Origin of the sequence: Collinsella sp. LCP21S3_D3 (genome assembly GCF_052118305.1) — a bacterium.
GTDB lineage: Bacteria > Actinomycetota > Coriobacteriia > Coriobacteriales > Coriobacteriaceae > Collinsella.
On the sequence record NZ_JBQKHK010000010.1, the window covers coordinates 1 to 18,583 of the forward strand.

Genomic DNA, 18,583 nt, shown 5'->3' on the forward strand with positions numbered 1-18,583 from the left:
TTCTTGACGAACTCGAGGTTGTCCTCGATGGAGTCCAGCTTCTCGCGGACGATCTGCGGCATGTGCTTCCCGCGGATGCCGGCCTCGGCGATGTACTGGTCGGTGAACTCGGCGCGGGCGCCGGGGACCTGGTCGAACACCTCGGCGACGAGGTTCTCGAGGTAGAGCACCTCGACGCCCTGGTCCCTCAGGATCTGGGCGAAGGTGTCGTGCTCCTGCTGCGCGACCTCCAGGAACGGGACGTCGTCGAACAGGAGCCGCTCGAGCTCGTCGGGCGGCAGGTTGAGGAGCTCGTCGCCGGGACGGTGCAGGCAGACCTTCCTGAGCTTGCCGATCTCGGAAGGCACGTGCAGACCTTTCGTCATGGCCTCCTACCTTTCTTTCGGGCCTTACTGGCCAAATGTATCAGCGCCCCTCCGTATGGAGCGCTGCTTGCTGACAGCTCTAGTTATATCCAATTTCCACCCTCAATTCCACCTCGCCCCCGAACGGTCAACAAAGTACGATGAACGGTATATCGCATATGATTTCCCATGATGCACTTCAGTTTCGTAAAGCAGATTTTCCTAGGTAAACGTTATTTTTCTAGGAAATCAAGATTGAGCACTCAAAGTTATCCATGATTCAAAATTGCATAGCGAAAACGGTTTTCTGCATATAAATGACGCTTGTCCTCGATTCGACCTAAATTCGATTATATTCAGCTTGCTATCATTCTTATTCATACATTCTCACCAGTTGAGTGAGGATATAGATCGCTTGCTCAAAGCACCGGACGTTAGTGCTCCGGATCGTCAGCGTAATAAGTAGGTAAAGATACCGTTCGCGCGATACGTCCGCGCCATAGGTCGACTAAATTGAGACAATAGCAAACAGTGTTAGGCTACCGTCCCTTTGGGGACTGAACGGACAGATGCATATGCCGAGCAAAATCGAAAAGAAGCAGAACGCCGCCAAGCTGCGCAAGAAACCGCGCGATTTCTCGTATACGCAAAATCGAGAGCTTAGCTGGCTGCGCTTTGATAACCGCGTACTCGACGAAGCCTTCGATGAGTCTGTGCCACTGTTCGAGCGCCTTAAGTTCGTCTCGATCTTCGAGTCAAACCTCGACGAGTTTCTCATGGTGCGCGTGGGCGGCTTGTCCGATCTGGCAGAGCTCAAAAAACAGCCCGTCGACAACAAGAGCAATATGACCGCCTCCGAACAGGTCGATGCTGTCATGGCAGAGCTGCCCGGGCTCCTTACCCGCTGGGAGTCGATCTTTAAGAGCATCGAGGACAAGCTCGACGCTTTGGGCGTTCACCGCGCCCGCATCGATTCGCTTACGCCCGAGGAACATACTTTTGTAACCCGCTACTTCCAGGCCTACGTATCACCGGTCATCTCGCCGCTGGTCATCGATCCGCGCCATCCCTTCCCCAACCTTCGCAACGGCGCGCTCTATCTGGCTTGTGGCCTGGACGGCATCACCGACGAGGAGAGCCTGCTGGGCCTTATCGAGATTCCCGCCTCGATGAACCGCGTGGTCGAAATCCCCTCGCCCACCGGCACCTACTCCTACATTCTGCTCGAGGACGTCATCCTCGCCTGCCTGGACAGCTGCTTCGGCTCCTATAAGCCGCTCGACCGCGCGCTCATCCGCGTCACCCGCAACGCCGACATCGATCCGGACGGCGAGGGCGTCGAGGAGGAAGAGGATTACCGCCAGCACATGAAGCGCATCCTCAAGAAGCGCCTGCGCCTGCAGCCGGTGGTGCTCGCCGTATCGGGCTCGCTCGAAAAGCCAACGCTCAAGACCATCCGCAAAGCGCTCGAGCTTTCGCGCCGCTCGGTTTTTACCTGCGATATCCCGCTCAACCTGGGCTATGTCTTTGGCATCGAGGGCAAAATACCCGAGCATCTACGAAACGAGTTGCTCTTTACGCCGTTTAGGCCGCAGCCCAACCCCACCATCGATATGACCCGCTCCATCCGCGATCAGGTGCTGCAGCACGACAAGCTGCTCTTTTACCCTTACGAGACCATGAATCCGTTCTTGGACCTGGTGCACGAAGCAGCCTACGACCCCGAGTGCATCTCGCTTCGCATCACGCTCTACCGCGTGGCCAAACAAAGCCGCCTGTGCGAGTCGCTCATCGATGCTGCCGAAAACGGCAAAGAGGTTACAGTGCTCATGGAGCTCCGCGCCCGCTTTGACGAGCAAAACAACATCGAATGGGCCGAGCGGCTGGAAGAGGCCGGCTGCACCGTTATCTACGGCTCCGAGGGCTTTAAATGCCATTCCAAGATCTGCCAGCTCACCTATCGCGAGGGCATGGCGCTTACCCGTCTGACGCTTTTGGGTACCGGCAACTTTAACGAGAAGACGGCCAAGCTCTACAGCGACTTTATGCTCATGACCGCGCATCCCGGCATCGGCGAGGACGCCAACCTGTTCTTCCGCAACCTGTCGCTGGGCAACCTGCGCGGCGACTACCGCTTCCTGGGCGTGGCGCCCGTGGGCCTCAAGCCGCTCATCATGCGCGGCCTGGACCGCGAGATTCAGCGTGCCCTTGTCGGCGAGCCCGCCCGCGTGTTCTTTAAGCTCAACTCGCTTACCGACCGCGAGGTCATCGACAAGATCGCCGAGGCATCGTGTGCCGGTGTGCGCGTGGACATGATCATCCGCGGTATCTCGTGCCTCAAGCCCGGTGTTCCGGGCAAGACCGAGAACGTGCACGTGCGCTCCATCGTCGGACGCTTTTTGGAGCATGCGCGCGTCTATGCCTTTGGCGTGGACTCGGATATGATCTACCTGAGCTCGGCAGACATGATGACGCGCAACACCGAGCACCGCGTGGAGATCGCCTTCCCCGTGCTCGACCCCACCTGCCGCGCCCAGGTGCACGAGTACATGGGCATGCAGCTGCGCGACAACGTGAAGGCACGCAGTCTGACGAGTGACGGCACCTGGATTCCCGTGGAGCGCAAAGAAGGCGAGAAGCCCTTCAACTCGCAGGAAGCTCTGCTGGAGCGTGCCTATCGCAACGCCGGGGCCGTCGCCAAGGCAGAACCTACGCTCGCATCCAAGCCTGAGCTCGAACCGCAGCCGGCCGCACCCGAGGTCCAGAAGGTTCAGGCAACCGTCATAGAGCCTGAGTCCGAGCCTGCTCCTCGGCCCCAACCGCAGACGGCCAACCCCGCGTCCCAGAAGGGCGCCCGCCGCGAGAAGCCCGCTGGCAAGACCAAGACCATCGAGCGCCATCGCCCCGGTCGCGTGCGCATGGGACTGGGCCTGATCGGCCTAGGCCTTAAGACGCTCATTACCGGCAAGACGAAATAGACGTTTGTAGAAGCGCCCCGTATTTGAGGAATACCCCAAATACGGGGCGCTTTTCACTGCTACCATGGTTGCGAACAATACCGCGAATGACAGGCAGGAACATGAAGCTCACCATAGAATCGATGACCTACGGCGCCGACGGACTGGCGCACGCCGACAACGGCAAGGCCGTCTTTGTGCAGGGCGCCGTGGCAGGCGACACCGTCGAGGCCGAGATCGTGCAGGACGGCAAGTCGTTTATGCGCGCCCGCACGACCGAGATTCTGGAGCCGGGCCCCGATCGCATTCAGCCCCCCTGCCCCTTCGTGGGCGTCTGCGGCGGTTGTTCGTGGGGCAATCTCTCGCGCACCGCGCAGCTTGCCGCCAAAGAGCAAAACCTGCGCTCCACGCTCGAGCGCATTGGCAAGTTCGCCCCCGAGCAGGTCAACGATCTTGTCCAGCCCATCCGCCACACCAAGGACGACTGGAGCTACCGCAACAAGATTGAGCTGGAGCCCACCCTCGTTAACGGCCGCGTTCGCCTTGGCATGCACGGCGTCGATCCCAGCAAGATCGTCACCGTAGATTCGTGCCCGCTGTTCGATAAGCGTTTTCCCAAGGCGCTCAAATCGGTCGTCGGCGCGCTCAACTATCTGAGCGGCAGTCACGATCTGGGTCTGGAGCGCGTGGGCATTCGCGCTTCGCGTCGCACCAAGGCACTCGAGGTCGCACTTTGGACGCCCACGGGCTCCTTCCCGCGCTCGCAGGTCTCGCGCGTGTTGGCAGACGCCGCTCGCCCCACGAGCGTAGTGCGCGTCATGAGCAAGGGCGAGAAGAAGGCCCGCCGCGTCTCCAAGGTGGAGATGCTCGCCGGCGAGGGCTCCTGGACCGAGAACATCGCCGACGGCCAGATGCGCCTTTCGGCCCCATCGTTTTTCCAGGTCAACACCAAGGGCGCCGAGATTTTGATCGAGCTTGTCATGGAGGCGCTCGACCCGCAAGAAGATGAGCTTGCCATGGATCTGTACTGCGGCGCCGGCACCTTTACCCTACCGCTCGCCCGCCGCTGTGATTTTGTTGCCGCCGTCGAGGCCTACGGCCCGGCCGTGCGCGACCTGCGCCGCAACCTCGAGATCAACAAGCTCGATAACGTCGATGTCATCGGCGGCGATGCCGTGCGCGAGTTCCCCGACCAGGATGCCGATGTCCTGGTGGTCGACCCGCCGCGTGCAGGTCTGGCACCCGAGGCAATCGACCTCATCGCCAGCACGAGCGCCCGCGACGTGGCCTACGTGAGCTGCGATCCGGCGACTCTGGCACGCGATCTTAAGTGCTTTGTCGAGGAAGGCACCTTCTCCCCCGTCAAGATCACGCCGGTCGACCTGTTCCCGCAAACCTTCCACTGTGAAACCGTCGTCCATCTCAAGCGCAACTAGACTGTTTGCCCAAGACCACACCCGATGATTTTTCTGGGACGGGGATAAAAATAAATTTGTTCCGAATGATTATTTAATCCCCGTCCCAAAATTAAACCGCCCCCCATTTCTTGGACATTGAACTGCCGCCCGAGAAAGCTAAACGCCTTCTGGCAGGTTGTCCCGGACCGAGGGCGGCCGCCTCGACCGCCCTCGGCCCTCACCCACCTCAACTGCCCTCAACTACATAGAGCTGGTCGAGAAGGGCCCAAGCTAGCAGGCGCCTTCCTCGTCGTCGTTGGGCCGGTAGGTGATGAACTCGATAACAAAGGCCAGGACGGCAGAGACGAGCGAGGCGATGATCGCGAAGATCATGTGGGAGATTCCGGCGCCACCAGGGGTCCCGTCGATGAAGTTGAGCAGGTTGAAGACACCGAGGCCACCCGAGATGTACATGAGGGCGCCCGTCATTCCCACGATGGCGCCGCCCACGGCGGAGCTCAGGCATGCCACGACGAACGCGCGCTTGTTGGGGAGGGCGATGCCGTAGATGCCCGGCTCGGTGACGCCGAAGAAGAAGGCGGAGATCATCGCGGGAAGGGCGATGCCGCGGAAGCGCTCGTCCTTGTTTCTAAGATACATGGCAAAGATGACCGCTCCGAGCGCGAACCCGTGGCCGATGGTGGCGGCGAGCACGCTGTCGTGGCCGAGGGTGTTCAGGTTCATGATGGAGATGGGGATGAGGCTCCAGTGGAAGCCAAAGATGACGAGGCACATCCACAGTCCGCCGACCAGGGCGCTGCCCAAGACGGAACCAACCACGGGAAGCTGGAAGATGAACGAGAACGCCGCGCTCAGCAGGTTGGTGATGAGGGTGGCCACCGGGCCGATGACGAGGTAGCCCAAGACGATGGAGACCGTCATCGTGGCGAGCGGGACGAGGAACATCTTGAGCGCAGCCGGCATCCAGCTCTTGAGCCAGCGCTCAATGATAGAGCCGAACCACACCATGAGAAGGACGGGAATCACCGAGCTCACGTAGCCGGACACGGGCATGATGATGGGGACCCCGAGGGCGGTGGCGTACCACGAGAACGTGCCGGCCACGCCGAGGTCGATGCTGCCGAGCGCCTCGCCCGAGGTCAGGGCGACCATCGTCGGGTAGAGGAGCGCCACGCCGATTGCCACGCCAGTGAACTCGTTCATGCGGAACTTGCGCGCGGCACTGAACGCCAGGGCGACCGGAAGGAAGTAGAAGAAGCCGTCAGCCACGGTGTAGAGCAGCGTGTAGAGGCCGTCGTTTGCAAAGGCCGGGACGAAGTAGGTGATGAGGGCAAGCAGTCCCTTCATGATGCCTGCGGCGGCAAGCGGTCCCAGGATGGGCTGGAAGATGCCAGAGATGAGGTCGATGATGACGGAGGCAACGGTCTTATCGCCCTGGGGCTCGTCGTCGGCGCTTGCGCCGCCCGAGAAGTTACCGGCCTCCAGGGCCGCGTCGTAGACGTCCTCGACGATGTTACCCACGACCACCTGGTACTGGCCGTTGGCCTGGATGACCTGGATGACGCCCTTGAGGGCCTCAATCTTGGCCGTGTTGGCGCGGGACTCGTCCTTGAGCTTGAAGCGCACGCGCGTGATGCAGTGCGCGACGCTGGCGACGTTCTCGGCGCCGCCTACGTTCTCGAGTATGGATCTGGCCAGATCGTCGTATTTTTCTGCCATTATTTTCTCCTTAGTGATATTGCCCGGGCGGCTAGCCCAGGTCGCCTCCGTTGGTGGCGATGGCCTGTCGGTACCAGTAGAAGCTCTTCTTGCGCCTGCGCTCGAGCGTGCCGTTGCCCAGGTTGTCGCGGTCCACGTAGATGAAGCCGTAGCGCTTCTCCATCTCGCCGGAGCCCGCGCTCACGAGGTCGATCGGCCCCCAGGTGGTGTAGCCGAGCATCTCGACGCCGTCCTGCTCGATGGCGTCGCGCATGGCCTCGATGTGCTCGCGCAGGTAGGCGATACGGTAGTCGTCCTCGATCGTGCCGTCGGGAAGCACCTCGTCATAGGCGCCGAGGCCGTTCTCCACCACAAAGAGCGGCTTCTGGTAGCGGTCCCAGAGGTCGTTGATCGTGATGCGGAATCCCAGCGGGTCGATGACCCAGCCCCAGTCGCTCGTGCGCACGTAGGGGTTCTCCACGCCGGCGAAGGCGTTGCCCTCGGCGACGCCGCCCACGGAATCGGGGTCGCCCGCGGTGCAGCGCGAGGAGTAGTAGCTAAACGAGATGAAGTCGACGGTGTTCTCCGCAAGGATGCGCTCGTCCTCGGCGGTCATGCCCACGTCGATGCCCTCGCGCTCGAGCATCTTGAGCGCGTAGCCGGGGTAGTGCCCGCGCGCCTGCACGTCCACGAAGAAGAGGTCCTCCTGGTTCTTGACCTGCGCCGCGCGGACGTCCTCGGGGCGGCAGGAGTAGGGGTAGTAGCTTCCCGCGGCGAGCATGCAGCCCACCTTGTTCTCCGGGTCGACCTCGTGGGCGATCTTGGTGGCCCAGGCGCTGGCCACGAGCTCGTTGTGCGCGGCGCGGTACTCGGCCTCGCGGGCATTCTCCCCGGGCTCGAGGACGATGCCGGCACCCATGAAGGGACGGTGCAAGATCATGTTCATCTCGTTGAACGTGATCCACCAGCGCACGAGGCCGCGGTAGCGGTTGAAGAGCACCGTCACGAGCCGCTTGTAGAGCTCAATAAGGGTGCGGTTTCGCCAGGCGCCGTACTTCTTGACGAGGTGGATGGGGCAGTCGAAGTGCGTGATGGTCACGAGGGGCTCGATCCCGTGCTCGCGGCAGCAGCGGAACACGTCCTCGTAGAAGGCGAGCCCGGCCTCGTTGGGCTCCTCCTCGTCGCCGTTGGGGAAGATGCGGCTCCAGGCGATGGAGAGGCGAAAGACCTTGAAGCCCATCTCCGCGAAGAGGGCTATGTCCTCGCGGTAGCGGTGGTAGAAGTCGATGCCCGTCTGGGCCGGATAGTAGTACCCGGGCTCGAAGTCGAGCATGCGCCTCAGGCCGCGACTCACGTCGTTGCGCTCCGGCCCGTGTGGGATGACGTCGACATTGGCAAGGCCGCGGCCGCCCTCGTCATAACCTCCCTCGCATTGGTTGGCGGCGGTGGCTCCTCCCCAAAGGAACCCTTTTGGAAATGGCATGGTGCCTCCTTCTCTCTGGCGTCCCCACCTCTGCGGGGGACGCTTTAATAACGTCCTTGCGACCTCACGCGCCGGGCCCGTGGCCCTTTCCCTGATGCGCGCGGGCCGCCTGTGAAGGGATGACTAGCTGACGGCTTGTCCTGCGGCGGCGCGACGTGCCTCCCGGCCTCCAAGCAGGGAGGGGACCTGCGCCAGGCACACGCCGGCGAGGATGATGGCGACGCCCAGCCACTCGACGACGCCGAGCGGCTCGCCGAGGACGATCATGGCGATGAGCAGGCCGGCAGGGAGTTCCGCGGCGGCCATGACTGTGGAGAGGCCCGCGGGCAGGTGCGGAGAGCCCATGCCGAAGAGCAGGACCGGGCAGAGCATGCCAAAGAAGCCGGCGATGACGGCAAAGGGCAGGATGCCCTGGGCGAGGACGCCCGAGACGACGTAGTCCGGGCACACCGTGAGCGACATGACCACGGAGCCCGCGCATACGATGACGCCACGCTGCTCGGACGAGCAGGGGGCCTCGACCTTGCCGGAGAGGGTGACAAAGAGGGAGCAGGACACGGCCGCCCCCAGCGCGCAGAGCAGGGCCACGGGGTCGTACCCGGTGATGCCGGTCTTGTAAACGCCGCTGGCGAACACCGTTCCGAAGACGATGACCAGGGCGGAGACCACTTGGAGGGCCCTCGGCGGTCGGCGCGTCATGACGGTCTGCCACAGGAGCCCCAGCCACGTGAACTGGAAGAGGAGCGTGAGCGCCACCGGGGCGGGCAGCACGCTCATGGCGTAGCAGTAGAGGATTGAGGTGAGGCAGGTGAGGGCTCCCAGGCCCATGAGCTTAAGGGCGAGCTTCCATCCCACGCGCTGCCAGCGGTGCCCGAGTGCGTGGCCCGCGAGTGTGGCGAGAGCGAAGAAGAGGCAGCCGAACCACGCCTGGCTCGCCACCACCTGCGCCGAGGTGAAGCCCGCGGCGTAGGCGAGCTTGTAGGTCGTGGCCATCGCGCCGTAGCAGGCGCCGCCCGCAAAGACCTGGAGCGCCGCCTTGGCCTGTCCCGCGCCCGTGGCTCCTGCCCCGGCGGCCTGTTGCTTGATTGTGTTTGTTCCTGCCATTAGGCTCCCTTCCGTCTGCTGTCTTGCAGATGCACGTCTCGTGCGTCTGTTCCCTGCAGTCGGAAGGTGGGCTCGTGCGGTCTTCTGGCGGTTCATGTGGCACCTGCTGCCAAGACGAAAAAAGCCACGCAACCGACTGCTCGGTTGCGTGGCAAAAAGGTGGCTAGCGCCCAGAAAAGTCCACGCGTTTTTAGACTGAGACAAAGTACTACAACAGGTGAGATTCCGTCAAGAAAAACCGAGAAAAAAGTGAGTCTCTGCCCGCCGTACCTGTGGCGGTCGTTCCCCGAGCGGGGCGGTGCGTTGGGGACTGTCTCGATCTGTAACAGTAAGACCCGGTTTTGGTCCGTAGATGTTACAGATTTAGACGTTTTGTCGAGGCGGTTTCCGTTTATCTTGATCTGTAACAGTTAGGGGTCAAAAGTGGGCCTAGCTGTTACAGATTGAGATTGTTAAGGATGGGTGAGGGTAGCTAAAATAGCCCCGTCCCTTTTTAAACATTGGGAAATCGAGCGTGGCAAGCATAGGTCTTCGGGGTATAAGACGGCTAATTGTATGCCGCCTTACGAAAGGAACCCTCATGCCCAGCGTTGCCGTTCTCGCCGCCGATGGCTTTGAAACTATTGAATGCCTGACCATGGTCGATGTCATGCGTCGCGGCGGCGTGCGCGCCACGCTCGTCTCGATCATGCCCACACGCGAGGTCGTGAGCTCGCTGCAGATTCCCGTGACCTGCGATGCGCTCTTTGATGAGATCAACTTTGAGGAGTACGACTGCATCGTGCTGCCCGGCGGCCTGCCCGGAGCCACCAACTTGCGCGCCGACCAGCGTGTCTGCGATGTAGTCTGCGAGTTCGCCGCAACCAAGCACGTTGCCGCCATCTGCGCCGCCCCGTTTATCCTGGGTGAGCTTGGTCTGCTCGAGGGACGCCGAGCCACGTGCTTCCCCGGCTTTGAGAAGAGCTTCCCCGAGGGTGCTTATACCGGCGAGAAGGTCACGCAAGACGGCAACATCATCACTGCCAGCGGCATGGCACAGTCACTTCCCTTTGCCTTGGAGCTGCTGCGCACACTCGCCGGCGACAAGGCCGTCGAGAAGGTTGCCGAGGGCATCCAGCTATGATTTTGGCTTCGCAATCGCCGCGCCGCATAGAGCTGATGCGCGAGGCGGGCTATGACGTTCGCGTAATTCCCGCAGATATCGACGAAACACCTTTTGATGGCGAAGCTCCGCTTACGCTTGTCGAACGCTTGGCACGCGCCAAAGCCGCTGCCGTTGCCTCCGAGCACGCCGAGCCCAACGAACTGACTGTCGCAGCCGATACCATTGTCACCTTTGACGGGCAAATTTTGGGCAAGCCGGCAGACGAGAACGAGGCACGCACCATGCTCCGCGAGCTTTCGGGCCGCACGCACCAGGTGGCAACCGGCGTCTGCATCGTTAAAGCCGGCGACACTGCAGCTCCGCATGCCGCCGAAAGTCTGTCGTTTGTCGATGTGACCGACGTGACGTTCTATGAGCTTACCGAGGAGCAGATCGGGCACTATGTTGCCTCCGGCGAACCCATGGACAAGGCCGGAGCCTACGGTATCCAGGGCACAGGCGGCCGCATGCTCGTGCATGACATTTCGGGCGACTTCTACAACGTGGTGGGCTTACCCATCGCTCGCGTCGCACGCGCGATTCAAAAACTCTCGTAATTGCATCTGGCGCTGGGTATCCCCCGGCGCCTACAATTTTGCCGTACCGCACGGATCCCGACCGAGCATAAGGCCCGGCGGAAAACCGATAGGAGAAAACATGGACACCCTGCTCGAAGCCATTGACGTTTGCGATGTCGATGGCTTTTGCTTTGGCAACTATACAGACGAGGAGGCCGGCACCGGCTGCACCGTAATCGTGGCGCCCGAGGGTGCCACCGGCGGCGTTGACGTACGTGGTGGCGCTCCCGCTTCGCGCGAGACCGATCTGCTGCGTCCCGAGAACACCGTCGATAAGGTCCACGCCGTCTGCCTTTCGGGCGGTTCGGCCTTTGGTCTCGAGGCGGCAAGCGGCGTGGCCCGCGAACTCGAGAGCCACGGCATCGGCCTGCCCGTCGGCCCCACGCAGGTGCCCATCGTGTGTTCCAGCTGCATCTTCGACCTCGCCTTTGGCGATCCCACCGTGCGTCCCGACATTGAGGCCGGTATCGCCGCCGTGCGCGAGGCGCTCGACCATACCCCCACCACACTCGATCAGGGCAATGTAGGTGCCGGCACCGGCGCCACCGTAGGCAAGCTCATGGGGCCCGCCACCTGCATGAAGGCTGGCCTTGGAGCTGCTGCCGTGACACTCGGCACCGTCAAGGTGGGCGCCGTGGTCTCGGTCAACGCCTGTGGCAACGTGGTCGACCCGACCACCGGCGAGTGGGTGGCCGGCATGCGCGCCGCAGCCGATAGCGACCAGATCGTCGACATGGAGCTCGCCGCCCTTGCCGCCGCCGGCTCTATGAAAATGCCACTCGACCGCACCAACACCACCATCAGCTGCATCGTCACCAACGTGGAGCTCACTAAGGCCCAGGCCACCAAGGTCTCCCAGATGGCCGCAGACGCCTATGCACACGCCATCCGCCCCACACACACCACCAACGACGGTGACACCATCTACACCCTTGCCAGCGGCAAGCTGGGCAGCCAGGCAAGCGCCGCCGTTCCCCTAGACCTGCTGGGCATGCTCGCCGTAAGGGCCCTGGAAACCGCCATCGTAAACGGAGCCAAAACCGCCAAAACATCCCACGGCATCCCCGGCGTTGCGAAGTAATCCACTCGACCGACTACCAACTAAAACTTTTCAGCCCAGGCCCCTGTGTACCGCGCGCCCAAGATCTTCAAATTCAGGCAGCCTGACAATCGATTCTTATAGCAAAGGCCCCTTGGCCTTTAGTTTGATACAAGTTCCGCACGAGCCGGAAAGCACTTAATGTGCTTTCCGTGCGAGCAGGACTGTTCGCAGTAGCAAACTAAAGGCCAAGGGGCCCAGTCAACCTATCAGCAGCGATTACTCAACAGCTAGTTGAATTTGAAGATCTTTGAGGCAAGACGGTATAGGCCGAGTGTGGTTTTGTCTCCAGCCCGCCCGTGCAGGTTGGTAAAGAAGCCGACCACACCGTAGCGTGCACGACGATACATACGCTCGTCGTAGGCCTTCAAATCACTCCACAATGTCGTCAGGCGCTCGTCGGCGCAATCCTCATCGGAAAGCTTGGTAAGCACCGAACAAATTGCCATCATCATGGTGAAATAGCCCATCATGTACGCGCGCAGACGCGACGACTCGACATCGCTGTACAGATGGAACGACTCCATCATAATGCGCGTCACGCGAAACTGCTGGTCCAGACGTTTGACCATCGTGGCCTCGTTGACGCTCTGGCCCTCGCGACCGATAAAATAACGATAGAGGTCGATGTCGGCGTAGTACATGGTCTTGCAGCGCGGCAGCGGCACATAGGCGTAGATATTGTCGACATAGAACGTGTGCGGCGGCATAGGCAGATTGGACGCGCGCAGCACATCCGTGCGATAACACAGGCTGTGCATGAGCAAATTCTGGTCCAGACGGAAATGGCCAATCTGGTCCCAGGTAAAGATCTTTTTGCGCGGCAGGGCAAACTTGTAACCAATAGCGGTATGCGTACCCTCGTAAACCTTCTCGTACACATAGTTCGAGATAAACAGATCGACGCGCTGGTCGCGCTCCTCAAAGCCACGCAGAATCGAAAGCATGGTCGAAAGCGCCGCACCGTCGAGCCAGTCGTCCGAGTCGACGACCTTGTAGTAGGTGCCCTGTGCCTCGCGCAGGCCCGAGAGGACGGCCATGCCGTGACCGCCGTTCTCCTGATGCACCGCGCGGATGATACCGGGGTAACGCGCCTCCCACTCATCGGCCTTAGCTGCCGTCTCGTCCTTGGAACCGTCATCGACGATGATGATCTCGATATCGGTGGCATAATCGCTCCCCTCCAGAATGGAGGTGATGCAATGGTCCATGTCCTTGGCGGCGTTATACGAGGGAATACCGAATGATATGACTTTATGCATGGCAGGCGATAATCTCATCCGAAAGATCGAGGGCAGAGTTGGTCACGGCATCCATATCGTAGTAACGATACTCGGCCAGGCGACCCACCGGGTGGAAGTTCGTCAGGTTCTGGACGCGCTCAAGATAGCGCTCATAGAGCTCGCGGTTCTCGGGCTCCAGAATGGCGTAATAGGGCGTCTCGCCCGAGCCGGGCGTATAGGCCTTGGAATACTCCTTCATGATGGTGGTCTTGCCGGGCAGGACCTGACCAGTCATGTTCTTGAACTCGGTGATGCGCGTGTAATCCTCGCTCGTGGTGTAGTTGACGGTGCCCACGGGCTGGAACTGGTCCATATCGAGCGTCTCGAACTTCATGTCGAGCGTACGGTACGGCAGAGCGCCCAAGTCGAGGTTGAACAGCTCGTCGAGCGGACCGGTGTAGACGATCTCGCCGCCATAGACCTTGCCGTCGATCTTGACGGTAGTCTCGTCGATCTCAAAGAGGTCGCGGGCGTCCACGTCGCAGAACACATCAATCAGATCGTGGTCGAGCATATGCTCGAACAACGCGGTATAGCCGTCCTGCGGCATGCCCTGGAAGGGAGCCTGCGGGAAATAGCGGTCATCGTCGCCCACAAAGACGGGAACGCGGCCGGTGATCGAGGGATCGATCTGGTCGGGCGTCTGGCCCCACTGCTTCATGGTGTAATGCAAAAAGACGTTCTCGTAGACGTAATCGGCGACCTCGGCAAGATCCGGGTCGTTCTTCTTGCGCAGCTCCATGATGGGCACCTTGACGTCCTTGCCAAAGGTCTCCACGAGCTTCTGATACAGCTCCTCGCCGCGCTCATCGCCAAAGGCGAGCTTGAGGCTCGCGTGGTTAAAGGGCACGGGCATAAGGGTGCCGTTGATATTGGCAAGCACCTTGTGCTGGTAGTCCGTCCACTTGGTAAAGCGCGACAGAAAATTGTGGACGCGCTCGTTAAAGGTATGGTAAATGTGCGGACCATACTCGTGGACCAGGATCCCGGCCTCATCAAAGCAGTCGTAAGCATTGCCCGCAATGTGGCCACGGCGCTCCAAAACGGCAACGCGATAGCCGATGGTCTCGGCAAGACGGCGGGCACAAACGGCACCGGCATACCCGGCACCGACGACAATCATGTCGTATGCGCCGGCGTTAAAGCCTTCAGGCAGGCCTGAGGTAATCTGCATCGATACTCCTTGTCAAAAGCCACGGGCTCGTTAGCTGGGCTTTTCTCGAACATTCTTCGAGACATATTTATCAGAGCGATTATAGCGCTAATGCGTCCTATAATGAGCTTGCCACACAAGGAAAGCTCAAGCACCCCGGCGTACATATTTGAAAGGTAAACCCGCTAGCAGCGGGTTTATTCGTGGACAGCCGGGTGCCTGGAGCTTAGCGAAACGCTTGTAAGGAGTAACATGAGCGATTTCCTAAACCGTATGAAGTCTGCCGCCAAGGCCGACCTTAAGACGATCGTCCTGCCCGAGGGCGAAGATCCGCGCACCATCATCGCAGCTACCAAGATCATCGAGGAGGGCTTGGCAAAGATCGTCATCTTGGGCAACCCCGACGAGATCAACGTTCCCGGCGCTACCGTCATCGACCCGCGCAATGCCGAGAAGCACGAGGAGTACGCGCAGAAGTTTGCCGAGCTCCGCGCCAAGAAGGGTGTCACCATCGAGCAGGCTCGCGCCCAGGTGATGGACGCCACCTACTTTGGCACCATGATGGTCAAGATGGGCGATGCCGATGGTCTGGTCTCCGGCGCCTGCCACTCCACCGCCGACACCCTGCGCCCCGCGCTGCAGATCCTCAAGACCGCCCCGGGCACCAAGCTGGTCTCGGCCTTCTTTGTGATGTGCACCGACACCCCGCAGTTCGGCACCGACGGCACGCTGATCTTCGCCGATTGCGGCCTCAACATCAACCCGTCCTCCGATGAGCTCTCCGAGATCGCCATCGCCTCCGCTCACTCTTGGTCCACCTTCATGGGCAACGTTGAGCCGCATGTGGCCATGCTCTCCTACTCCACCATGGGTTCCGCCGGCGGCGAGGTCGCCAAGAAGGTCCAGGAGGCCGTGAAGTTCTGCAGGGAGAAGGCTCCCGAGCTCGCCATCGATGGCGACCTGCAGCTCGACGCCGCCATCGTCCCCAACGTCGCCCAGCTCAAGGCTCCCGGCTCCTCCGTTGCCGGCAAGGCCAACGTGCTCGTGTTCCCCGACCTCGAGGCCGGCAACATCGGCTACAAGCTGGTCCAGCGCTTCGCCGGCGCCGACGCCTACGGCCCCATCCTGCAGGGCATCGCCAAGCCGGTTAACGACCTTTCGCGCGGCTGCTCTGCCGACGACATCGTGGGTGTCGTAGCCATCACCGCCGTCCAGGCTCAGATGGCTGAGTAGCGCACGCACTCGCCCGAAGGCCGTACGGGCTAACCCCTGAAAACGTCCTCGACCAATGAAACGCCCCCGTTCTGCTCCTCCGGAGCTACGAACGGGGGCGTTTCTGGTCTGCGGAATGTTTTCAGGGGTTAGCCCGTACGGCCTTCTACCGCCACGTAGCATTCAGGGGATCTGGGGTGGACGGCGGCTTGGCTACGAGCTGGGGCTGAGAATCTGAATGGATGGGTGCCGTTGCTGAAAGTGCAGGCGTTGATGGCGGCAATCACTTTGGATGCGAAATGTTGGCTGCGGTTCGATGTCTGGCCCACCGGAAAGCGTGTCCCGGTTTGGAGGCGGATTGTGGGATGTAGCTTCCACTTGGGGGCTGTTTGGGAAACTGCGGGACGGAATTTTGCTTTATTGTGGGTCGCACCTTCCGCAACGTGCCTCAACCGGAAAGCGTGTCCCAGAATTTGTGCTCGAAACGGGATGGAGTTTCCGCTGTCCTTCTGCTAGTAAAAAAGGCCTCCCGAGCTGTTGCTCAGGAGGCCTTTCGTTTGCATGCAATCGGCGCGCTAGTTGTTCTTGGTCAGACGCTCGACGTCGTGGGCGATCATGTATTCCTCGTCGGTGGGGATGACCATGACGGTGACGGCGGAACCGGCGGCGCTGATGACCTGCGGGCCGTTGCCCACGGCCTCGCGGTTCTTGTTGTTGTCGATGCGCACGCCCAGCCACTCAAAGCAGTCGCAGAAGGCCTTGCGGATCGACCAGTCGTTCTCGCCGATGCCGGCGGTAAAGGTGATGGTGTCCACACCCGCCATGGATGCGATCATGGAACCGGCCTGCTGCATGGCCTTGTAGGCGAACATGTCGAAGGCGAGCAGGCAGCGCTCATCGCCCTCGGAGGCGCGCGTGCGGATGTCGCGGGCGTCGTTGGAGATACCCGAGATGGCAAGCAGACCAGACTGCTTGTTCATCATGTCATCGACTTCCTGATAGCTGTAGCCGCCCTCGCGCTGGAGGTAGCACACGGTGGCCGGGTCAATGGAACCACAACGGGTGCCCATCATCAGGCCATCGAGCGGCGTGAGGCCCATCGTGGTGTCGCGGCACACGCCGTCCTCGATGGCGGCGAGCGAAGCACCGTTGCCCAGATGGCACGAAAGCAGACGGTGGCAGCGCGAGCCCAGGATCTCCTTGGCCATCATCCACTCGTAGCGGTGGCTCGTTCCGTGGGCGCCGTACTTGCGCACGTGGTACTTGTCGCACACGTCCTTGGGCAGGGCGTAGGTGTAGGCAACCTCGGGCATGGTCATGTGGAACGAGGTATCGAAGACGGCCACGTTGGGCAGCTCCGGATACTTCTCGCGGCAATACTCAATCGCCGCGGCCTCGCCGTAATTGTGCAGCGGGGCGAGCGGTGCCACCTCAAGAATCTTGGCCATGACCTCGTCGTCGACGACTGCGGAATCATCGAAGTGCCAGCCGCCCTGAACGATACGATGCCCAATGCCATCAATCGTAAAGTCGGTCTTCTCAAGCTCCTCGAGCACACGAGCGATAGCAGAGCGATGATCGGGGAAAGGGACCTCCTCGGTCTGCTTGGCGCCACCGTTCTCGGAGTGGCCAAAGATGCCCATGTCCGATCCGATACGCTCGCAGTTGCCCTTGGCGAAAACCTCGCGGGTATCGGTATCCAAAAGCTGATATTTAAGGCTTGAGCTGCCGGCGTTGACAACAAGTACGTTCATGAGACTCCTTTGCAGTGCAATACGGTCGACGCAGACCCCTTAAGGCGGCCGCATGTTAATAAGAAGTTATCATATCTTGATAAATAGCTATCAGCATATCGCCCAACGAGCGCAAAAGAGGGGCCGAACGGCGCTCGGTCGCCCAGCCCCTCCCCTCTTGCAATTACTTGCCGTTGACGATGCGCTCGACGTCGGAAGCGATCATGAACTCCTCGTCCGTGGGGATGACGAAGATCTTGACCTTGGAATCCTTGGCGGACAGGCACCAGGCGCCGTCGCCACGCAGGGCGTTGCGGGCATGATCCATCTTAACGCCCATAAAGGCCAGACGATCGGCCACGCCGGCGCGAACGGCCGGAGCGTGCTCGCCAATGCCGGCGGTAAAGACCAGGGTGTCCATACCGCACATGGAAGTGGCCATCTCGGCAGCCTTGGCGGCAATCTTGTAGACGAACATATCGAAGGCGAGCTGAGCCTCGGGGTCACCAGCAGCGGCGAGCTCCTCGACGTTGCGGCAGTCGTTGGTCTTGCCGCCGGTCACAGCCAAAAGGCCGGACTTCTTGTTCATCATCTCGTCGACCTCGTCGAAGGTGTAGCCACCCTCGCGCTGCAGGTAGCACACGGTAGCCGGGTCGATGGAGCCGCAGCGGGTGCCCATCATGACACCGTCGAGCGGCGTCAAGCCCATGGTGGTGTCCATGCACTTACCGTCCTCGATAGCGCACAGGGAAGCGCCGGAACCGATGTGGCACACGACGACCTTGCGAGCCTCGCCGTTGGTCATCTCGGCAACCTTCTTGGAGATGTAGCGGTAGCTGGTGCCGTGGGCGCCGTACTTACGGATGTGCAGCTTGTCGCAGACGTCCTTGGGCAGGGCGTAGGTCTTGGCGACCTCGGGCATATTGAAGTGGAAAGCGGTGTCGTAGACCGTGACGTTGGGCAGGTCGGGATACTGCTCGAGGCAGTACTCGATAACGTTGGCCTCGGGGTTGTTGTGCAGCGGGGCGAGCGGAGCGACCTCGCGGATCTTGGCGAGGACGTCCTCGTCGACGAGGGAGGAATCGCCGAAGTACCAACCGCCCTGAACGATACGGTGGCCGATGCCCTCGATCTTGACGCCGTTGGCCTCGAGGTCCTTCAGGACGACCTCGATGGCGACCTTGTGGTCGGGGAACTCGATGTTCTCGGTCACCTTCTTGGAGCCGTTGGCAGCGTGGGTGAAGGTACCGCCGGTAAAGCAGACGCGCTCACAGGAGCCCTTTGCGGACACCTTGTGGGATTTGGTATCGATGACCTGATACTTAAGGGTCGAAGATCCTGCGTTGACGACCAGAACGTTCATGTGTCTCCCTACTA

General features: G+C 61.0%; 15 protein-coding genes. 7 read left to right on the forward strand and 8 right to left on the reverse strand.

Annotated elements, in window-relative coordinates:
• On the reverse strand, positions 1-365 hold a 365-nt coding region (locus tag ACTQ1S_RS05915; RefSeq protein ID WP_441547285.1), incomplete at its 3' end, for an arginine deiminase family protein.
• 554 nt (positions 366-919) lie between these two features.
• Between ACTQ1S_RS05915 and ppk1 the strand changes: the two genes are divergently transcribed.
• On the forward strand, positions 920-3,322 hold the full coding sequence (gene ppk1, locus ACTQ1S_RS05920) for a polyphosphate kinase 1 (protein ID WP_441536250.1): 2,403 nt from the start codon (positions 920-922) through the stop codon (positions 3,320-3,322).
• An 86-nt stretch (positions 3,323-3,408) separates the two neighbouring features.
• Positions 3,409-4,737: a 23S rRNA (uracil(1939)-C(5))-methyltransferase RlmD gene (gene rlmD / locus ACTQ1S_RS05925; protein ID WP_441536248.1), complete on the forward strand. Its 1,329-nt coding sequence runs from the start codon at positions 3,409-3,411 to the stop codon at positions 4,735-4,737.
• A 252-nt stretch (positions 4,738-4,989) separates the two neighbouring features.
• On the opposite strand, the gene ACTQ1S_RS05930 is transcribed toward rlmD, so the two are convergent.
• From ACTQ1S_RS05930 to ACTQ1S_RS05940, 3 genes are all read right to left on the reverse strand, one after another.
• Positions 4,990-6,438 carry a PTS transporter subunit EIIC gene (locus ACTQ1S_RS05930; protein ID WP_441536246.1) on the reverse strand — a complete coding sequence of 483 codons (1,449 nt, stop codon included), beginning with the start codon at positions 6,436-6,438 and terminating at the stop codon, positions 4,990-4,992.
• 31 nt (positions 6,439-6,469) lie between these two features.
• A complete protein-coding gene (locus tag ACTQ1S_RS05935; RefSeq protein WP_441044763.1) occupies positions 6,470-7,900 on the reverse strand; it encodes a 6-phospho-beta-glucosidase in 1,431 nt (476 codons plus the stop codon).
• Positions 7,901-8,023: 123 nt separating this feature from the next.
• Positions 8,024-8,755 carry an EamA family transporter gene (locus ACTQ1S_RS05940; RefSeq protein WP_441057040.1) on the reverse strand — a complete coding sequence of 244 codons (732 nt, stop codon included), beginning with the start codon at positions 8,753-8,755 and terminating at the stop codon, positions 8,024-8,026.
• 24 nt (positions 8,756-8,779) lie between these two features.
• Here ACTQ1S_RS05940 and ACTQ1S_RS05945 point away from each other — a divergent pair, with 24 nt between their 5' ends.
• The 4 genes from ACTQ1S_RS05945 (at position 8,780) to ACTQ1S_RS05960 (ending at position 11,807) form a co-directional block, all read left to right on the forward strand.
• Positions 8,780-9,007, forward strand: coding sequence for a hypothetical protein (locus tag ACTQ1S_RS05945; RefSeq protein WP_441547286.1), 228 nt, complete (start codon positions 8,780-8,782; stop codon positions 9,005-9,007).
• Between the two features lie 577 nt (positions 9,008-9,584).
• Positions 9,585-10,127, forward strand: a complete 543-nt coding sequence (locus ACTQ1S_RS05950; protein ID WP_427718432.1) for a DJ-1 family glyoxalase III — start codon at positions 9,585-9,587, stop codon at positions 10,125-10,127.
• Positions 10,124-10,705, forward strand: a complete 582-nt coding sequence (locus ACTQ1S_RS05955; RefSeq protein ID WP_441083163.1) for a Maf family protein — start codon at positions 10,124-10,126, stop codon at positions 10,703-10,705. Before ACTQ1S_RS05950 ends, ACTQ1S_RS05955 begins: the two co-directional genes overlap by 4 nt.
• 100 nt (positions 10,706-10,805) lie before the next feature.
• A complete protein-coding gene (locus ACTQ1S_RS05960) occupies positions 10,806-11,807 on the forward strand; it encodes a P1 family peptidase (RefSeq protein ID WP_441536242.1) in 1,002 nt (333 codons plus the stop codon).
• 248 nt (positions 11,808-12,055) lie between these two features.
• Here ACTQ1S_RS05960 and ACTQ1S_RS05965 read toward each other — a convergent pair whose 3' ends face one another.
• Both ACTQ1S_RS05965 and glf read right to left on the reverse strand, forming a co-directional pair.
• A complete protein-coding gene (locus tag ACTQ1S_RS05965) occupies positions 12,056-13,087 on the reverse strand; it encodes a glycosyltransferase family 2 protein (protein WP_427729077.1) in 1,032 nt (343 codons plus the stop codon).
• Complete coding sequence (gene glf, locus ACTQ1S_RS05970) at positions 13,080-14,282, reverse strand: UDP-galactopyranose mutase (RefSeq protein ID WP_427729079.1); 1,203 nt, start codon at positions 14,280-14,282, stop codon at positions 13,080-13,082. The genes ACTQ1S_RS05965 and glf overlap by 8 nt, the downstream gene beginning before the upstream one ends.
• Positions 14,283-14,513: 231 nt before the next feature.
• Here glf and pta point away from each other — a divergent pair, with 231 nt between their 5' ends.
• Positions 14,514-15,494 carry a phosphate acetyltransferase gene (gene pta / locus ACTQ1S_RS05975; protein WP_441547287.1) on the forward strand — a complete coding sequence of 327 codons (981 nt, stop codon included), beginning with the start codon at positions 14,514-14,516 and terminating at the stop codon, positions 15,492-15,494.
• 554 nt (positions 15,495-16,048) lie between these two features.
• Here pta and ACTQ1S_RS05980 read toward each other — a convergent pair.
• Both ACTQ1S_RS05980 and ACTQ1S_RS05985 read right to left on the reverse strand, forming a co-directional pair.
• Positions 16,049-17,227 carry an acetate/propionate family kinase gene (locus ACTQ1S_RS05980; protein ID WP_117820680.1) on the reverse strand — a complete coding sequence of 393 codons (1,179 nt, stop codon included), beginning with the start codon at positions 17,225-17,227 and terminating at the stop codon, positions 16,049-16,051.
• 163 nt (positions 17,228-17,390) lie between these two features.
• Positions 17,391-18,569 (reverse strand): acetate/propionate family kinase, encoded by a 1,179-nt coding sequence (locus ACTQ1S_RS05985; RefSeq protein ID WP_006234305.1) that lies wholly within the window; start codon positions 18,567-18,569, stop codon positions 17,391-17,393.
• Between the last annotated feature and the right edge of the window lie 14 nt (positions 18,570-18,583).

What these genes read in the sequence shown, in the direction of transcription:
- ppk1 (WP_441536250.1), top strand. Translation starts at nt 920, where the DNA reads ATGCCGAGCAAAATCGAAAAGAAGCAGAACGCCGCCAAGCTGCGCAAG.
- rlmD (WP_441536248.1), top strand. Translation starts at nt 3,409, where the DNA reads ATGACAGGCAGGAACATGAAGCTCACCATAGAATCGATGACCTACGGC.
- ACTQ1S_RS05930 (WP_441536246.1), bottom strand. Translation starts at nt 6,438, where the DNA reads ATGGCAGAAAAATACGACGATCTGGCCAGATCCATACTCGAGAACGTA.
- ACTQ1S_RS05935 (WP_441044763.1), bottom strand. Translation starts at nt 7,900, where the DNA reads ATGCCATTTCCAAAAGGGTTCCTTTGGGGAGGAGCCACCGCCGCCAAC.
- ACTQ1S_RS05950 (WP_427718432.1), top strand. Translation starts at nt 9,585, where the DNA reads ATGCCCAGCGTTGCCGTTCTCGCCGCCGATGGCTTTGAAACTATTGAA.
- ACTQ1S_RS05955 (WP_441083163.1), top strand. Translation starts at nt 10,124, where the DNA reads ATGATTTTGGCTTCGCAATCGCCGCGCCGCATAGAGCTGATGCGCGAG.
- ACTQ1S_RS05960 (WP_441536242.1), top strand. Translation starts at nt 10,806, where the DNA reads ATGGACACCCTGCTCGAAGCCATTGACGTTTGCGATGTCGATGGCTTT.
- ACTQ1S_RS05965 (WP_427729077.1), bottom strand. Translation starts at nt 13,087, where the DNA reads ATGCATAAAGTCATATCATTCGGTATTCCCTCGTATAACGCCGCCAAG.
- glf (WP_427729079.1), bottom strand. Translation starts at nt 14,282, where the DNA reads ATGCAGATTACCTCAGGCCTGCCTGAAGGCTTTAACGCCGGCGCATAC.
- pta (WP_441547287.1), top strand. Translation starts at nt 14,514, where the DNA reads ATGAGCGATTTCCTAAACCGTATGAAGTCTGCCGCCAAGGCCGACCTT.
- ACTQ1S_RS05980 (WP_117820680.1), bottom strand. Translation starts at nt 17,227, where the DNA reads ATGAACGTACTTGTTGTCAACGCCGGCAGCTCAAGCCTTAAATATCAG.
- ACTQ1S_RS05985 (WP_006234305.1), bottom strand. Translation starts at nt 18,569, where the DNA reads ATGAACGTTCTGGTCGTCAACGCAGGATCTTCGACCCTTAAGTATCAG.